The sequence below is a fragment of the Sellimonas caecigallum genome, assembly GCF_019754295.1.
Classification (GTDB): domain Bacteria; phylum Bacillota; class Clostridia; order Lachnospirales; family Lachnospiraceae; genus Sellimonas; species Sellimonas caecigallum.
Map to the genome: position 1 here is coordinate 26,414 of NZ_VIRV01000003.1, position 17,823 is coordinate 44,236.

Here is a 17,823-nt window from a genome sequence, read left to right on the forward strand (position 1 = left end):
TTCTGCGATGTCCAGAACTGTCTTTACTATTTTTTCCGTGGTTCCACAGAAAGCATGAGAACGGCTGCCAAAATAAAGACAAATCCAATAAAATCCATCGCCGTAAACGCCGCATGCATCATCAGCACAGTGGCAATGGTAGCTGTGACCGGCTCCACGGATGCAAACAGGCTGGCTTTTGCTGCCCCTATGATCCGTACTCCTTCCATATAGAAAGAAAATGACAGCACCGTTCCCACTACCACAACAACCGCCATGGCTCCAATGGCCTGTCCGTCCCACGTACCGACAACATGCCATGGTTTTGTGAATGCGGAAAGGAAAATCCCTCCAAGCAGCATCCCCCATCCGATCACACAGAATGTTCCATATTCTTTCATAAGTCTTCCCGGAATCAGATTGTACGCTGCCATCATGACTGCAGACCCTAGTCCCCAGAAAAGCGCTTCCCTGGAAATGGCCAGAGAATGTACGTTCCCGTGTGTGGCAAGCATGAAGGTGCCGAAAAGTGCACATGCAAGGGCAAGTATCTCTAAAAGCCGCGGCACTCTCCTGTTCCACACCGCCAGACAGACCATGATGATGACCGGCGCCGTATACTGAAGTACTGTCGCTGTCCCGGCATTGGAAAGCTCTACCGCTGTGTAATATGTAAGCTGACACCCTGCCATACCAAAAATCGCAAACAAAATCAGCACCCCGACATCCTTCTTGTTCTTCCAGATCCTCCACATATCTTTCTTCTGCTTGGCCAGCACCGTGGAAAGCAGGAGAAGTCCCGCCAACAAAAGCCGCACGCTTACGAGCCATCTGGCGTTCGTCCCTTTGAACTCAAAAAGATACTGGCCGAAAACCCCAGCCAGTCCCCAGAATATTCCTCCTATGAGGGCGATGCACATCCCGCGCAGCGCCTCTCTTCTCTCCATGTGATTCATGAGTCTCTTTTCTCCTTAAAGCGGTTCATCATGACAGGCATGTACTCTTTGCTGTATTCTGCCAGAGAGTAGCTTCCTCTGTTCAGGCACCAGTCTGTCACAAGCGCCCTCTCACACAGAGAATAGTATTTGACCAGCTCCGAGACGGATTTGCTGTCGTTGATCTCCCCTGCTTTTTGTCCTTCCTCAATGATGGAAGCGACAAGCTTATAGTATTCTCTGTTCTGATCCAGAAGGCTTCTGTCCCCCTTGGAAATCAGCTGCGTCGAGTAAAGAGACGCCAGAAGATCCACCTTGATAGAATTTTCCATAAAAGAATGCGCCTTATAATTCAAAAACATCAGCTGTTCGAAATGATCCATCTCCGGGCTCAATTCTTCCCGAAGGGTTTTGTAATGCTCGTCCAGCACAGTGGAAAGGGTATTTAAAAGAGCATCCTTTCCGTCAAAATAATAGTAAAACGAACCTTTTGATGTATTGGAAAGCCGGATGATATCATCCACTGTCGTATCATCATACCCCTTTTCGTAAAACAGATCCCACGCAGCCGATACGATCCGGTCTTTTACACTTTTCCTTGAATCATCCATTGTCTGATCCACTCCCTTCCATAGTTTATATCGCAAAAATCAAGAAAGACCCAGTTGTACCGATGACAACTGAGCCTTTTCTTCCCTCAATCACGTACTGTTTCCAGTATACCTTTTTTACATTCTTTTTGCAATATCTGCGCATGCTTTCATCGCTTCGATCACAGAGCTTCTGAAGCCTGTTCTTTCGAGAACGCGCACTGCTTCGATGGTTGTTCCTGCCGGGGAGCATACCATATCTTTGAGTTCTCCCGGATGTTTTCCTGTTTCCAGTACCATCTTTGCGCTTCCGAGAACTGCCTGAGCAGCGAATTTGTAAGCCTGCGGTCTTGGCATACCGTCTGCCACTGCAGCGTCTGCCATCGCTTCGATGAAAAGGAATACGTAAGCCGGGGAGCTTCCGCTTACAGATACGACCGCATCCATCAGTCTTTCCGGAATCACTTCCACTTTTCCGAAGCTTTCAAGAATGCTGCAAGCATATTTGATCTCTTCTTCTGTCATATTTTCATTCGGGCATGCAGCTGTCATCCCTTCCATGACCATAGCCGGTGTGTTCGGCATCGTACGCACGATCTTTACTTCTTTTCCGAATTTTTCTTTCAGCCAAGCAAGTGTCTTGCCCGGTGCGATCGTGATGATGATCTGGCTGTCTTTTACTTTATCTTTGATCTCTGTGATCACAGATTCATAAAACTGCGGCTTTACAGCAAGTATGATGACTTCTGCATTTTCCACTACTTCCATGTTGCTGTCTGTGATCTGGATTCCATATGTCTCTCTTGCTCTCTCTCTTGTCGGCGCAAATACGTCAGCTCCGATGATCTCTTCCGGTTTCATCAGTTCTTTTTTGATAATTCCGCCCATGATGGCGCTTGCCATGTTTCCGCATCCGATAAATCCTAATTTCATATGAATACGCTCCTTTTTTGTGTGCTCTTTTTTGTATACATTCAAACAACTTGTATACAATTACCTTCTTAAACATATCACTCCTGAAGCCAAATGTCAATCATTCTAAATCAATTTTTTAATTTTTTTCTTTTGTTTTTCCTTGTATTTTCGTTTTATTTTGTATACAATATCATACAAGATCCTATTTTTGATATTTGTATCCGAAAGGAGAACACCAATGGCCGAAAAAATCTCTCTGGCCGATCAGGCTTACGAAAAGATCAAACATAACATTCTGACTCTTTCCTATCCGCCAGGCATGCAGCTTACCGAAGCCATGCTTACTGAAGAGCTGAATATGAGCCGCAACCCTGTCCGGACAGCACTTAAGATGCTCCACTCGGAAGGACTCATCACTCGCGATTACTATCGCTCCATGATCGTGGCCGAGATCACAGACAAGGATATCAACGAAATCTACCAGCTCAGGGAACTTCTGGAAGGATCTGCCTTCCGCATGATCTTCGAAACCGGGAGGGCGGAAGAATTCTCCTACCGTATCGAGGAGAAAGTTGTCCGCATGTGCGCAGCCTCCGACGACATCTTCCAGTGGGAGCTTGCCGATACCAAGATGCACATGGAGATCGTGAGCATTTTCGAAAACGACCGCATAAACCGGATCTATGAAAATAACCTCAACGAAGTCATTCGCATGGGGCTCTATTCCGTAAAAAATGGCCTTCATATCGAGAAGGCCAATGAAAATCTCAAAAAAATGATCCGCTATATGCGAAAAAACAACTATGAAAAAGCGTATGACATCCTGAAGGGCGACCATTTCATGATCGGGAAAAGCAGTGCGCTGAAAAAATGATAGGAGGATATAAATCATGCTTGCAGATGCTCAGTGTTGTATTACGAAAGATGTTGAAGCAGTTTATTCTTTGTGTTTCCAAACAACACCACCTGCAAAAATTATCCTTGTGGATGACGGCTCCATACGGTTACTGCCCCTCTCAGCAAGCTATCAAATGACTTTATGGAGCGTCTGTCCTATGGCGATGGCGGCACGGCTTCGGCAGTTCGTATTGCCTCCTCAAAAGAATACGATTTTTAATGCTTCCTTCCATGCCATATAAAATTCATGTATCGAAGAATACCGTTCGGATCGTTTCTTCGAAACAGCTTTTGACACAACCTCATAACTTTTTTTATTTAACTCCCATTTTGAGAGCGGACAAGGCATGAAGGCACTCTTTTCATACATCTGCCGTATCTCCTGATCTGTATAATGACCAAAAAAACTGTTAAAAAGCACTGCTCCCAGTGTATATACATTGGTTGCTTCATCGATCACAGCTCCGTAACAATATTCTTCCGGTGCCTTGACCCTTTTGGTTCCCCAGTAGTCTTTCCCCATGTCATTTGCAGCAGGTTTTTTTCGAAACAGATCGATGTCACAAATGGTGGTAGTATCACTTTCAAAATCATACATGATACTGCCATCATAGAAGTCTACCGCGACATATCCTTTTTTTGAGACCGCGTCCAAAAAAGAAAATAATACATCGGCAGAGTTCAGCCGCTTCGTAATAGGCAATTGTTTGAAACGCTTGGCAGGCGGTATGATTTCCGGATCTCTGTCATATTTTTCAAAATTCCAGTGATCAAACAGACATTCTCCCTCGACCCACTTAAATATAGCCAGATACATATCCCCGAAAGCATAATGTCTGACAAGATCGATCAGATTCTTATGTCTGATGTTCTCGTATACCGGCATCGCCGCTTTCAGCGCAGTTACCGCCTCTTCTTTTGTCTGCGCGGATTCCATCGTACTTAAACCAGCCACCTTGATAAAAAACTTTTCCTTGCCGTTGTCAACTCCAAAACTGATATTTCCAGAATCATTTTGATCATAAACAGCAAACACTTTTCCAAATTCACGAAGCCACGAAACATCACATGCTTCTTTTAAATGAAATTCAATATCATCGAATTTATAACCTACCACTGGTTCCCTCCATATTAAACGTTCCTTCTTTCCTTTATTTGCTTCTTGCTATGGACACTGTATCACAAAATCGCATTTAAATACTTCTTCAGCGCATCACGATATTTTTGCGTGAGCAGTAAATATTGCTCTTGCTCTTCAGCTGTCCACTCATTCCAAATTTTGTTTTCAATTTCGTATAATGGATAGATCTTCTCAGATGCAAATTGCTTTCCTTTTTCAGTCAGGCAAACAATCGTGTTCCGTCCTTTTCCCTGCTCAAGATAGACGATTCCGTCCTTTTCCAATTTGCGGATCGCAGAATTTATTGTCTGTCGGCTTATGCCGGTCAACTTACTAATGTCACTTTGCAGACACCGATCCCCTTTTTCACAAATTACATACAAAATATTTTGGACGCTGTCTGAAACGCCCATCTTTACGGCGGCCTCGTGGTACAGAGCATTGATCTCTCCAGCCAAATAGGTATATTTCTCCGACGTTAAGTAATGCATAGATTTATCTCCCTCTTGTCCGTTTTCGTGCATGTTTATTATATCCGTTTTCGGACATATATCAATAGAGCTAGTCTCAGCATCTATACAGCTTTTTTCTCCTTTTTCATAACGGATTTCTCGATAATATATTCTTTCCTGTCTTTGAATTCCTGGAGTTTTCCGTCATTCCAGTTCTGTACCGGTCGGTAGTAACCTGTAATCCGGCTGTACACTTCTGTCTTTTTGCCGCAGTGCGGGCAGGAGAAATGTTCTCCGTTGATATATCCGTGTTCCTGGCAGATGGAGTACGTCGGAGATATCGTGTAATACGGAAGCTCGTAATTTTCCGCGATTTTCCGCACAAGGATAGCGGATTCTCTCCATCCAGGGAGTTTTTCGCCAAGGAATGCGTGGAACACCGTTCCGGACGTGTAGAGTGTCTGCAGTTCGTCCTGGATATCCAGCGCGTCAAAAATATCTTCTGTGTATCCGACAGGAAGATGGGAACTGTTCGTATAATAAGGTGTACCATCCCCTTCCGCTGCCGTGATAATGTCAGGGAACTGCTCCCGGTCATGTTTTGCGAACCGATAAGTCGTAGATTCTGCCGGCGTTGCTTCCAGATTAAATAGCTCTTCATACTGTTCCTGATAATCGGAGAGCCGATTTCTCATGAAATTCAATGTTTTCTTTGCAAACTCCTGCGTTTCTTTATGCGTGATATCTTTTCTCAGCCAGTTGGCATTTAATCCCGCCTCATTCATGCCGATCAGACCGATGGTAGAGAAGTGATTTCCAAATCCACCGAGATATCGTTTTGTGTACGGGTAGAGGCCCTCGTCCAAAAGTTTGGAGATAACCTCCCTTTTGATGTGCAGCGATCTTGCTGCAATATCCATCATATGGGCAAGGCGCCTGAAGAAATCTTGTTCGTCTTTTGACTGGTATGCCATCCTCGGAAGATTGATCGTTACCACTCCGATGGATCCTGTGCTTTCCCCACTTCCAAAGAAGCCGCCCGCTTTCTTTCTCAGTTCCCGCAAATCAAGCCGGAGTCTGCAGCACATACTTCTCACGTCGCTCGGTTCCATATCACTGTTGATATAGTTGGAGAAATACGGCGTACCATACTTGGATGTCATTTCAAAAAGCAGTTTGTTGTTCTCCGTCTCAGACCAGTCGAAATCCTTCGTGATCGAGTATGTCGGGATCGGATACTGAAATCCTCGCCCTTGGGCATCCCCTTCGATCATGACTTCGATGAAGGCTTTATTGACCATATCCATCTCTTTTTTGCAGTCTCCATATGTAAAGTCCATTTCTTTTCCGCCTACAATGGCTTTCTTATCCCTCAAGTCATCCGGAACCGTCCAGTCCAGAGTGATATTTGTAAACGGGGCCTGTGTCCCCCACCGAGACGGGGTATTTACTCCATAGACAAAAGATTCGATGCATTTTTTCACTTCGGTGTATTTTAAGTTATCCGTGCGGACAAACGGCGCAAGATACGTATCAAAGGAAGAAAATGCCTGTGCGCCAGCCCATTCATTCTGCATGATGCCGAGGAAATTGACCATCTGATTGCAAAGCACACTCAGATGTTTCGCAGGGGAAGATGTAATCTTGCCTGTAATCCCTCCCAGACCTTCCTGGATCAGCTGTCTTAAGGACCATCCTGCACAGTAGCCGGTCAGCATAGAGAGATCATGGAGATGGATATCTGCATTTCTGTGGGCCTGTGCTATTTCCTTGTCATAAATCTCTGTCAGCCAGTAATTTGCCGTGATGGCTCCGGAATTGCTGAGGATAAGTCCTCCCACCGAGTATGTGACCGTAGAATTCTCCTTTACCCTCCAGTCGTTGATCTGAAGGTAATTATTGACGATCTCCTTATAGTTCAGTGCGGCAGACTTCAGATTCCTTACTTTCTCCCGCTGCTTGCGGTACAGGATATATCCTTTTGCCACATCCGCATACCCCGCCTGCACGAGCACTTCCTCCACACTGTCCTGGATCTCTTCTACCTTGATCTTTCCATTGCAAATCTTTGGTTCAAAGTTTGCCGTTACTTTTAAAGCAAGCATATCGATAATGCTCGGATGATAATTCTTCTCTTCTGCTTCAAACGCCTTGCGGATAGCTCCACTGATCTTGGCGATATCAAATTCAGCGATCTGTCCGTCTCTTTTTACTACCTGATACATCTGCCCAATCCCTTCTTTCTCTTTTCTGCCTGTTATTCCGTCAGTGGTTTCATTGTACCACTGCGCATATTCAGTGTCAATGCAAAAGACAATATATAGTTGTTTTTGTCGGTTTAACCTTAAAACAAACACTATATATTGTCTTTTGATTTTTCCTATATTCCTCTTAGTTCCGCCTGGGGAACATATTTTTTCACGATTTCCAAAGCCTGTTCCAATATGGAACGGTCATAACTGTGAAGTCCCGGACGGATCAGATTGCCTGAGTCCTCAAACTGCTGGAGGAAATACCGCTTTGCTCCCCGTATCCAAAGTCCCATCTCCTCAAAATCTGACCGCTGATGGAACTCTCTTACGACGGTGGTCCTAAACTCGTACGGGATTCTCCCTTCCATCAGAATATCCACGCTGTCTTCGATGGGACGGATATCAAATCCCGGTACACCGATTGTCTGTCCGTAATGCTTCCTCGAATTTTTCAGATCCATAGCAACATAGTCGATAAGTCCCTGTTCGATAAACCGATCCAAACGCTCGGGAAAGCTTCCGTTTGTGTCCAGCTTGACCGCATATCCCATCTCCCTGATTTGTCTCAGGAATTCCTCCAGACCATTCTGCAGGAGCGGTTCTCCGCCGCTTACGCAAACTCCATCGAGAATCCCTTTTCTGCGTTTCAGAAATGCAAAAATCTCTTCTTGATCTATATCATCGTGAGATTCGGTCTGTGTGACCAGATATGCATTATGGCAGTACGGACACCGAAAATTGCACCCTGCTGTAAAGATCGTACAGGCTGCTTTTCCTGGATAGTCCAGAAGGGTCAGTTTTTGTAATCCTTGTATCCTCATATCTTCTCATTCCTTTTCTTTTTTACTTTTCCGTATACTTCCCGAATCTTTCCAACAAGCAAGGTCAGGTATCTGAGCACTGGCTCTGTAGCGATGGAAAATACGACAAACAGCATAATGCATTTTGCGGACATGCCGGTAATGGCAAACAGCTGATTTAACACCGTACTGCAAAACAGAAGCGCAACCACACATCCTGCCAGCACAGCTGTCCGGATCTTGTTCATCGGCTTGCTGATAGAGAAGAGGATCATAAATCCGACGATAGCCAGAAGCATCGTTGCAGCTGTGGAAATGTCACTTTGATCAACTCCAAACGTCTGTCCGAACACGACAAGCGCACCGACTGCCAGCACATCCGTAAGTCCTGCCGGCAATGCCTTCAGAAACACGTTTGTGAGAAAGTGCCCCTGAATCATATTTTTATTCGGTTCCAAGGCAAGGAAAAATGCCGGGACTCCGATGGTAAACATACTGATCAGGGATACCTGGGATGGTTCCAGAGGATACGTGATCATAAATACTACGGAGAACAGTGCAAGCAGCAGGGAAAAAATATTCTTGACCAGAAAAAGACTGGCGGACCGCTGTATATTGTTGACAACTCTCCGTCCTTCCAGAACAACGGAAGGCATGCACGCAAAATTGGAATCCAGAAGGACAAGCTGAGATGCCTGGGCAGCAGCATCGCTGCCGGAAGCCATCGCAATACTGCAATCGGCATCTTTCAAGGCCAGCACATCGTTTACACCATCCCCTGTCATAGCTACCGTCCTGCCTGCCTCCTTTAACGCCTTGACAAACTGTCTTTTCTGGCTCGGCGTCACACGTCCGAAGACAGAATACTTCAGCACCGCCTCCGATATATCCTTCTCGCTTTTTAATTCAGATGCATCCACATAATTCTCTGCATGTGCGATTCCTGCCTTTTTTGCTACTTCCGAAACCGTAACCGGATTATCCCCGGAGATAACTTTGACTTCCACACCTTGCTCTTCAAAGTAGGCGAATGTCTGCTTTGCCTCTTTTCGTATCGGATTTGCAAGCATGATAAATGCAAGTGGAATTACCTTTCCTTTCAGCGCTTTTCCGTCCGGCTTTTCCTCACTGCTTCCGAATACAAGAACCCTGTATCCTTTTCCAGCGTATTTGCTGATTTCCTCTTCGTATTCCTCATAGTCTTCCCGCAGAACAAATTCCGGAGCCCCGAGCACGTACGCGGTATCTTCATAGCTCACGCTGCTGTATTTGAATTCCGAAGAAAAGGGTGTGACTTTTACCGGCTCTCTGCCGCTCTTTTCCTGAAAATGGGCCTGGATAGCCTCCATAGTAATATTATCGCTGCTCATAGCTGCCGCGAAATCTCCGATCAGCTCTTTTAACGGCGGCATTTTTTCTTTGTCATAGTTTTTGGAAGCTTTCAGCCCCTGGACTTTCATCGTGTTTTCCGTGATAGTCCCGGTCTTATCCACACAAAGCACGTTGACTCTGGCCAGAGTCTCGATACTCTTCATGTCGTGAAGAAGGACTTTCTGTCCTGCAAGCCGTATGGCGCTTACTGCCAGCGCCACACTGGCAAGCAGATAAAGCCCTTCCGGGATCATCCCTACAACTGCTGCCACCATGGCTGTGATGCTGGAACGAAAGCTTTCCTCGTTAAGGAAAAAGCTCTGGGAAAACAAAATCAGGCCGATCGGGATGATGACGATCCCCACACCTTTGACGAGTTTGTCCAGAGAACGGATCATCTCCGACTGTTCTCCTTCCTTCATGGCCTTTGCTTCCAGCGTCAGCCTGGATATATACGAATCCGCTCCTACTTTATCAAGACGCGCGCGGCACTGCCCGGAAACGACAAAGCTGCCTGACATGAGTACGTCGCCTTTGTGTTTCGTGATCTCATCTGCTTCTCCTGTCAGGAGAGACTCATTGACCTGGACTTCTCCCGACTCCACAATAGCATCCGCACAGATCTGATTTCCGGCCTTGAAGATCACGATATCGTCCAAAACCAGCTCCTCCACATCGATCATTTTCTGCTCTCCATTTCGCACGACCATCGCCCGGGGCGCATTCAGCATCGACATCTTTTCCAGTACATTTTTAGCCCGGACTTCCTGTATGATACCGATCAGCGTATTGATGATCACAACCGGCATAAAAGTAAGATCACGGAAAGATCCGACTACGATCAAAAGTGCTGCAAGGATCACAAAAATCAAGTTAAAATAGGTAAATACATTATCCTTTATGATGTCTTTGGTCGTCTTGGCCGGAGGATCCACCGGAATGTTCCTCCATCCCTTATCTTTCCTTTCCCGAACCTGCATATCGTTCAGACCTTGGCAGCAATCCGGCTTTAACCTGTCCACCGGGATCCTGTCCACATCGTATTCTTCTGTCTCGTCCCATCTCTCGGCCATTCTTCTCAGCATCTGTTCCCTCCGTTGTTTTTCGTCTTTTTCTTTCGTATAAATCTCATTATACGCCCCATTTCCCAAAAAACTATAAAAACAATATTAAGAATTGATTAAAAAAAGTCCCCGCAGGAATACTGAAGTATTGTGTATTCCTGTGGGGAACATACTAACTGTTCAAACTAATTTGATTAGTTAAAGCTCTGTTCTGTTCTTTCGATGATTTCATCCTGAAGCGCTTTGCTTAAGTTTCTGAAGTGATCGCTGTATCCAGCTACACGCACAATCAGATCTTTGTAGTCTTCCGGATGTTTCTGTGCTTCGATCAGTGTCTGCTTGTCGATGACATTAAACTGAATGTGATGTCCATCCATGTTGAAATATGTTCTTACAAGATTTGCCATCTGATCGAGTCCTTCTTCTCCTGCCACTACATTCGGAGTGAATTTCTGGTTCAGCAGTGTTCCGCCTGTCTGAAGATGATCCATCTTTGCACAGGATTTTACAACCGCTGTCGGTCCGTTTACATCTGCTCCTTTTTCCGGAGAAATTCCTTCGGATACCGGTTTTTCTGCAAGACGTCCGTTTGCACTTGCTCCCATAACTTCTCCGAAGTATACGTGACATGTTGTCGGAAGCATATCTACACGGTACATACCGCCGTTTGTATTGTGGCGTCTGGATACTTCCTGCTGATAGTAGCTGAATACTTCCTTCATGATATCATCTGCGTAATCGTCGTCATTTCCGTATTTCGGAGTTTTATTTCTAACGAGATTCAGAGTCTTTTCATGTCCTTCAAAGTTGTCATCCAGGGCTTCCATCAGTTCTGCCATCGTCATTGTCTTTTTGTCAAATACATTGTATTTCACAGCAGACAGACAGTCTGTGATCGTACCGATACCAACACCCTGAATATATTTTGTATTGTATCTTGCTCCGCCTGCATTGTAGTCCTTTCCTTTGGAGATACAGTCGTTTGTGATGATGGAAAGGAACGGAACCGGCATGTACTCTGCATAGATACGTTCAATCACGTTATTTCCCTGTACCTTGATGTCAAGGAAGTGTTTGATCTGTTTTTTGTACGCTTCGAAAAGATCTTCGTATGTCTCAAATTCTGTTGCGTGTCCAAGAGCAAGACCGATCTGTTTTCCTGTACGTTTGTCAAATCCATTGTTGAGTGTGATCTCAAAGATCTTAGGCAGGTTGAAATATCCTGTCAGGATGTACGCTTCATTTCCGAATGCTCCTGTCTCAACACATCCGCTTGTACCGCCGCGTCTTGCGTCTTCCAGAGTCTTTCCTGCATTCAGGAGTTCCTGGATGATTGCTTCTGTATTATAGAATGCCGGCTGTCCCCATCCTTTTCTGGAGATCTCGCATGCACGTTTCAGGAATTTCTGAGGTGTCTTGCGGCTGATCTGTACGTTTGAACTCGGCTGAAGAAGCTTCATTTCATCCATACAGTCAAGGATCAGATAACTTACGTTGTTGACACCATTCTTACCGTCCGGTGTGATTCCTCCTGTGTTGAGGTTTGCAAAGTCTGTGTATGTTCCAGACTCTTTCAGTGTGATACCTACCTTCGGCGGTGCCGGCTGGTTGTTGAATTTTACCCAGAGACATTCCAGAAGTTCCAGTGCTTTCTCGTCATCCAGGATTCCGTCTTCCACGTCTTTTTCGTAGAACGGATTCAGGTGCTGGTCGAAACGTCCCGGTGAATATGCATCCCACGGATTTAATTCGCTTGTTACACTTAAGTGTACAAACCAGTACATCTGGATAGCCTGCCAGAATGTCTGCGGTTTGTGTGCCGGTACGACATCACAGTTTGCAGCGATCTGAAGAAGCTCTGCCTTTCTTGTTTCATCTGTCTCTTTTTCTGCAAGTTCTCTTGCATATTCTGCGTAACGTTTTCCAAGAACCATAACCGCGTCACATGCGATGGACATTCCGCGGAGCTGGTTTCTCTTGTCAAATGCATCCGGATCATTCTGGAAATCCAGTGCGTCGATTGCTTTCTGGATATCTTCTTTGTAATCCAGGAATCCTTTTTCATAAATTTTTACAGAACCTACTGTATGTCCCGGTCCTCTCTGTTCCATGAACTCTGTAAAGATACCTGCTTCGTAGCAGTCTCTCCACTCCTGCGTCATATTGTTCAGGATCTTATTTCTGATGGATCTTTTTTCCCAGTATGGGATGATGACATCTTCCTGGAATTTGTAATCTTCATCTTTTACTTTGAAGCTGATGAGCTCACGGTCATTCATGACATGCATGTCTTCTACTGTGTGGCAGCAAAGTTCCGGGAATGTCGGTGCAGCCCACGGGCCATCGCCTTTTTCTCCTACGATGAGTTCTCCATCTCCGATGTAAAGTGTCTTTGTTGCAAAGTAGTCTTTTAATACCTGGGCACGAAGTTCCGGAATAGAAAGATTCCCTTCGTATTTTTTGTAAGTTTCTGTCTCACTCTTTGCACGTTCCATGTCGATGTGTGCCTGCGTGTTCTCGCTCAGTTTTCTGAGTGCTTTGATTCTGGCGTTCATACCTCTTTCTTCCATGATTTTAACCTCCTATTTTGGTATTGTGAAAGCCTGCCTGCTGGAACATCTTTACGAAATGCTCCATCTCTTCTTTCGATGGGGCACTTAAATTTTTCCCCTCATATTCTGTTCCAAGTCTTTCATATTTACTGGAACCTGTATTGTGATATGGAAGCAGATTGACCTGCGGTGTGCGGATTTTCTTTTCCAACAGGAAATCGATTACCGCCTGCATATCTTCTTCTGTTCCGTTTACTTCCTTGATCGTCGGGATCCGGATGTAAATCCGTGCCCCGTCTTTACTAAGCTTCTCCAGGTTTTCCAAGATCAGCCGGTTATCCTCTCCCATGTACTTCCTGTGCTTTTCAGGATCCATGGATTTGATGTCATACAGAAATGTTTCCGTGTACGGAAGAATCCGTTCAAAATGGCTGTACGGTACATATCCGCATGTATCGATCGTCACGCTGATGCCGGATTTATAAAGCTCTCTTGCCAGCTCTTCCATATAATCCATATCATTGGCAAGAACCTCTCCGCCTGACAAAGTCACACCTCCGCCGGATTCCTCGTAAAACATCTCGTCTTTTTTCAATTCTTTTACGAGCTCTTTGACCGTATATGTTTTTCCCGCCATCTCACGCAGATTCTGCGGACAAACATCTGTGCATTTCCCGCACAATATGCATGCCTTCTGATCCGTCAGCGCTTTTCCGCCTTCTATCCGGATGGCATGTTCCGGGCATTCCTCTGCACAGTATCCACACCCGGTACATTTCGACTCGTTTGTCAAAAGCTGATTGGTATATTTCTGAGTCTCCGGATTGTGACACCACGTACATTTCAGCGGACATCCTTTAAAAAATACGCTCGTGCGGATTCCGTCTCCATCGTGGATGGAATACTTCTGAATATTCGTTACCAGTGGAGTCATGTTTTCTCCCCTCTCTTATATTTCCTTCTCTTTCAGCTGGGCGGCTTTTATGCCGTCCTGTAAGTTATAGACTAAAGTTCAAACTTTGGTACAATTATAACAATCAATCTTCTGTTCGTCAATATTTTATCAATACTTTTCTTCTCATTTCAGCAAAAATGGATAAAACCACCCTTCTTTTTTTGGTGGTTTTATCCATTTATCATTTCTATAAATCCTGCTCGGCATAAGCCTCCGCAATATTGCGGATATGATCTCCGATTCTTTCATAGTCGATCAGTATCTCGGAGTACAGCACAGCACTCTCAATATCGCACGCATGGCTGTGAATCCGTTCTACCTGGTTGTTCCTGCAACGTTCGGTAATATCGTCCACTGCCCGCTCAAAACTTACTGCATCCACAAGCATCTGTGTCCTGTCCGCATTCTCTGAAAGTTCCAGCCTCTCGAATGCTTTTTCGCACTGTGTCCGCATTTCTTTCAGCTCTTCGATCGTAGATTGGGACAAGGAAAGTTTTCTTTCTTTCATCATTGCCGCGTGTTCTGCAAAGTTCATCGCGTGATCGCCGACACGCTCCACGTTTCCGGACATCTTGAATATACTGTTTAATTTCTTTGTCTCGGCAGGTGCATGCTCCACTGTGAGGACTTTGGACAGACGTTTTGATATATTAATGTTATAGAGGTCAATCTGATTTTCCTTCTCTTCCACTTCCTCAAATCCTTTGACGTCTCCGCTTAATATCATGTCAAATCCTTTGAGGACATTTTCTTTTGCAAATGTAAACATCGTGCCGACATTTTCCATCAGGCTGTTAACCGCAATGGCAGAAGATCCGAGAACATGCTGGGTATTCATCATCTCCTTGAGCCATACTTCCTCGTCCAGATGTGCTTCCTGCTTTTTATCCGGAAGGATCTTCTCCGCCAGTGCAGCAAGTCCTGTTCCGAACGGAATCAGAACAATAGTCGTGACAATATTGAAAATCGTATGGACGTTTGCAATCTGTGCTGCCGGATTTCCCGGTGTAAAGCTTGCCACGAAGGAAGCAAACGGCGTTGTCAATGTGATTGCCACAAAAATGATCGTTCCGATCACATTAAACATAAAGTGGATGACCGTCGTCCTCTTTGCGTTCCGGTTCATTCCTACCGACGCAATCAGCGCCGTAATACATGTACCGATATTCTGCCCGAACAGGACGAATACTGCACTGTTGATATCGATCAGTCCGCTGATAGCAAGCGCCTGAAGAATACCGACAGAGGCCGAAGATGATTGGATGACAGCCGTAAATATAGCACCTGCCAGTATACCAAGCAGCGGGTTAGAGAATTTGGTCAAAAGTGATACAAATGCTTCTGATTCTCTCATCGGCATCATCGCGTCGCTCATCAGACCAAGGCCAATGAAGAGTACCCCTAATCCGGCGATGATGCTTCCGATGTTCTGTACCTTTCTGTTTTTTGAAAACATCAGCATGGCAACACCGATAAAAGCAAAGAGCGGCGCTATCGTCCCGATATCAAGAGCCACAAGCTGACCTGTGATGGTCGTTCCGATATTGGCTCCCATGATGATCCATACTGCCTGGCGAAGTGTCATGAGCCCCGAATTCACAAATCCGACTACCATGACTGTCGTGGCAGATGAAGACTGAATGATCGCTGTGATGACAGCACCTACAAGTACTCCAAGGATACGATTGGAAGTGAGCCGCTCCAGGATCCCTTTCAGCCTGTCGCCCGCTACCGCTTCCAGATTGCTGCTCATCATCTGCATTCCGTAAAGGAAAAGTGCAAGCCCTCCAAGCAGCATAAAGACATATTCTGGTTTCATTTGTTGATTTTCCTCCTAAAATCTTCCCTTTCGTTTCTTTTGATATTCTGTCTTTTCTTATGCAGTTGTAATGCGGCTTTTTGCCGCACTATCTATCATTTTATATGAAGGGAAACATCGGTGTCAATCCATTTTTAAATCTATGTTAATTTTGTGTTAAATCGCTGTAAAATGTCTTTTTCTTTTCCGGAATTTGCGCCAAGATGATGGCGGCAAACATCAGCACGCATCCAATGATTTCTCTCTGGTTCAACGTCTCCCCCAGAACCAACATACCTGCCAGAACAGAGATGACCGATTCCAGGCTGAGAATGAGCGAGGCGACTGTCGGATTGATCCCTTTTTGTCCAACAATCTGGAGTGTATATCCGACGCCGCTTGAGAGCACACCTGCATACAAAATGGGAAGCCAGGCTGCCAAAATAGCGGACGGATCCGGTTTCTCAAAGAGAATCATTCCGATTCCGCTTACGATTCCGCTCACAAAAAATTGAATACAGGACATTTTTACCCCGTCCACAAGTTCCGTAAAATAATCAATCACTAAAATATGTATGGAAAAAACGAGGGCGCAGAAAAACACCATCGCATCCCCATATCCGATGGAAAACCCTTCCGTCATACACAGGAAGTAAAGTCCAAAAAGCGCCAGTATCACTCCGATCCATATATTCAATCTGCAGCGCTTCCCGAAAAAAAGCCCGAGAACAGGTACAATGATGATATAAAAAGCCGTAATAAACCCAGCCTTTCCAACCGTCGTGTACTGGATACCGATCTGCTGAAGACAGCTTGCCACACCAAGAGCCAGGCCGCACAAAACTCCGCCGGCGACCAATGTCTTGCGATACCGTTTCTTTTCAGATCTCGTGCGTGAAATAGTTTCTTTTGGATTGATCTTCTGCAAAATCACAATACATGGCAGTAATACAATCCCTGCAATAAAAGACCGGACACAGATAAAAGTATATGGCCCTACATAGTCCATCCCGACACTCTGCGCTACAAATGCTGTCCCCCATATAAAAGCGGTAAGGAACAGAAAAAACGAATTTCTGATTTTATGCGTTTTCATCTCTTTTTATCTTCCCCTATCTATTCGTATTTCAGTTTTCTGTTTTACTTTGCTCACACTTTCCCGAATGACCAATCTTGCAGAGACTGCGATACACATGCTTGTCTCACGGTTTGTGCTTATTCTTTCTGACAGCACTTCCACGGCCCGCTCTCCCATAAAATTCATAGGGATATGTACCGTGGTAAGCGGGGGCACAAGGTACTTGGCCATGGAACTGTCATTAAAGCCCACTACACTGATATCTTCAGGTATCTGAAGACCCGCCTCTTGGATAGCTTTATAGCAGCCCACAGCCAGAGAGTCGTTGGCACAGAAGATAGCTGTCGGTCTTTCTTTCAGCGCCAGCAGCTCTTTTCCGAGTTGATACCCGTACTTTGGCGTGAACCCTCCGATCCTGATATAATCTTCATGGAGAAAACCTTTTTTCTCCATATAAGAACAATAAATCGGCATCCGGGCATCCTCCAGTTCTTTCCCGTCCGAATCTATATCGCTTCCACCGATAAAGGCGATCCTCTCATGACCTTCCTCCACGAGATAATCCAGTACTTTCTTCACCGAATGTGTCAGATTTACAACGACAGAATCGAAAAGTTCCTGGTCTCCTTTTGCGTCGATAAATACGGCAGGCCTGTCAAGATCTCTGATTTTTTGAACCGTCGATTCGCTGAAGGTTCCAAGACAGATGATCCCGTCGATCTTTGCCGCATCTTCCGGACAGATCTCTCTGCCGATCTGGATCTTCTGAAAGCCTTCTCTTTCTATCTTTTTCTCTGCCGCAATCCGGAGCGACAGATAAAATGTATCTTCCAGTTCTTCTTCCGGAGAGTAAGAGCAAAAAATCCCAAGTTTCAGTTTCTTTTTTCTCTTTTTTCTGTCTTTTATATGATACTCCAGACGGTCAGCAGCTTCAAACACTCTTCTCTTTGTCTCATCCTGCACATTTAACGTGTCATCAAAGTTGAGTACCCGAGACACCGTTGTCACAGAAACGCCAGCCATCTCGGCTATTTCTCTGATTGTTGCCATGATCGATCCTCTCCC

At 45.3% G+C, this 17,823-nt stretch carries 14 protein-coding genes; 1 reads left to right on the plus strand and 13 read right to left on the minus strand.

From position 1 onward, the window contains the following. Nucleotides 1-26: 26 nt before the first annotated feature. The 3 genes from FLB61_RS03540 to proC form a co-directional block, all read right to left on the minus strand. Nucleotides 27-935, minus strand: coding sequence for a DMT family transporter (locus FLB61_RS03540; protein WP_087209607.1), 909 nt, complete (start codon nt 933-935; stop codon nt 27-29). Next, on the minus strand, nt 932-1,525 hold the full coding sequence (locus FLB61_RS03545) for a TetR/AcrR family transcriptional regulator (RefSeq protein ID WP_087201783.1): 594 nt from the start codon (nt 1,523-1,525) through the stop codon (nt 932-934). The genes FLB61_RS03540 and FLB61_RS03545 overlap by 4 nt, the downstream gene beginning before the upstream one ends. 117 nt (nt 1,526-1,642) lie before the next feature. Further along, the gene (gene proC / locus FLB61_RS03550; RefSeq protein ID WP_204244055.1) at nt 1,643-2,437 is read right to left on the minus strand and encodes a pyrroline-5-carboxylate reductase; all 795 of its coding nucleotides are present in this window, start codon (nt 2,435-2,437) and stop codon (nt 1,643-1,645) included. A 220-nt stretch (nt 2,438-2,657) separates the two neighbouring features. On the opposite strand from proC, the gene FLB61_RS03555 reads away from it, so the two are divergent. Continuing rightward, nucleotides 2,658-3,293, plus strand: coding sequence for a GntR family transcriptional regulator (locus FLB61_RS03555; RefSeq protein ID WP_087201781.1), 636 nt, complete (start codon nt 2,658-2,660; stop codon nt 3,291-3,293). A gap of 222 nt (nt 3,294-3,515) precedes the next feature. On the opposite strand, the gene FLB61_RS03560 is transcribed toward FLB61_RS03555, so the two are convergent. The 10 genes from FLB61_RS03560 to FLB61_RS03605 all read right to left on the minus strand — a co-directional run bounded on the left by FLB61_RS03560 (nt 3,516) and on the right by FLB61_RS03605 (nt 17,808). Then, nucleotides 3,516-4,433: a serine/threonine protein kinase gene (locus FLB61_RS03560; protein ID WP_087201779.1), complete on the minus strand. Its 918-nt coding sequence runs from the start codon at nt 4,431-4,433 to the stop codon at nt 3,516-3,518. Nucleotides 4,434-4,495: 62 nt separating this feature from the next. Continuing rightward, on the minus strand, nt 4,496-4,960 hold the full coding sequence (locus FLB61_RS03565) for a MarR family winged helix-turn-helix transcriptional regulator (RefSeq protein WP_246599095.1): 465 nt from the start codon (nt 4,958-4,960) through the stop codon (nt 4,496-4,498). A 50-nt stretch (nt 4,961-5,010) separates the two neighbouring features. Next, nucleotides 5,011-7,113 carry a ribonucleoside triphosphate reductase gene (locus FLB61_RS03570; RefSeq protein WP_246599096.1) on the minus strand — a complete coding sequence of 701 codons (2,103 nt, stop codon included), beginning with the start codon at nt 7,111-7,113 and terminating at the stop codon, nt 5,011-5,013. A gap of 155 nt (nt 7,114-7,268) precedes the next feature. Continuing rightward, a complete protein-coding gene (locus tag FLB61_RS03575) occupies nt 7,269-7,961 on the minus strand; it encodes an anaerobic ribonucleoside-triphosphate reductase activating protein (RefSeq protein ID WP_221919424.1) in 693 nt (230 codons plus the stop codon). After that, complete coding sequence (locus FLB61_RS03580; RefSeq protein WP_221919425.1) at nt 7,958-10,396, minus strand: cation-translocating P-type ATPase; 2,439 nt, start codon at nt 10,394-10,396, stop codon at nt 7,958-7,960. The genes FLB61_RS03575 and FLB61_RS03580 overlap by 4 nt, the downstream gene beginning before the upstream one ends. A 173-nt stretch (nt 10,397-10,569) precedes the next feature. Then, entirely contained in the window at nt 10,570-12,945 is a 2,376-nt protein-coding gene (gene hypD / locus FLB61_RS03585) for a trans-4-hydroxy-L-proline dehydratase (protein WP_221919426.1), read from the minus strand. A gap of 4 nt (nt 12,946-12,949) precedes the next feature. Beyond that, on the minus strand, nt 12,950-13,861 hold the full coding sequence (locus FLB61_RS03590) for a trans-4-hydroxy-L-proline dehydratase activase (protein ID WP_087209627.1): 912 nt from the start codon (nt 13,859-13,861) through the stop codon (nt 12,950-12,952). 208 nt (nt 13,862-14,069) lie between these two features. Continuing rightward, on the minus strand, nt 14,070-15,701 hold the full coding sequence (locus tag FLB61_RS03595) for a Na/Pi cotransporter family protein (RefSeq protein ID WP_221919427.1): 1,632 nt from the start codon (nt 15,699-15,701) through the stop codon (nt 14,070-14,072). A gap of 145 nt (nt 15,702-15,846) precedes the next feature. Beyond that, a complete protein-coding gene (locus tag FLB61_RS03600; protein WP_221919428.1) occupies nt 15,847-16,776 on the minus strand; it encodes a DMT family transporter in 930 nt (309 codons plus the stop codon). A gap of 6 nt (nt 16,777-16,782) precedes the next feature. Continuing rightward, nucleotides 16,783-17,808 (minus strand): LacI family DNA-binding transcriptional regulator, encoded by a 1,026-nt coding sequence (locus FLB61_RS03605; protein WP_221919429.1) that lies wholly within the window; start codon nt 17,806-17,808, stop codon nt 16,783-16,785. Nucleotides 17,809-17,823: the final 15 nt, after the last annotated feature.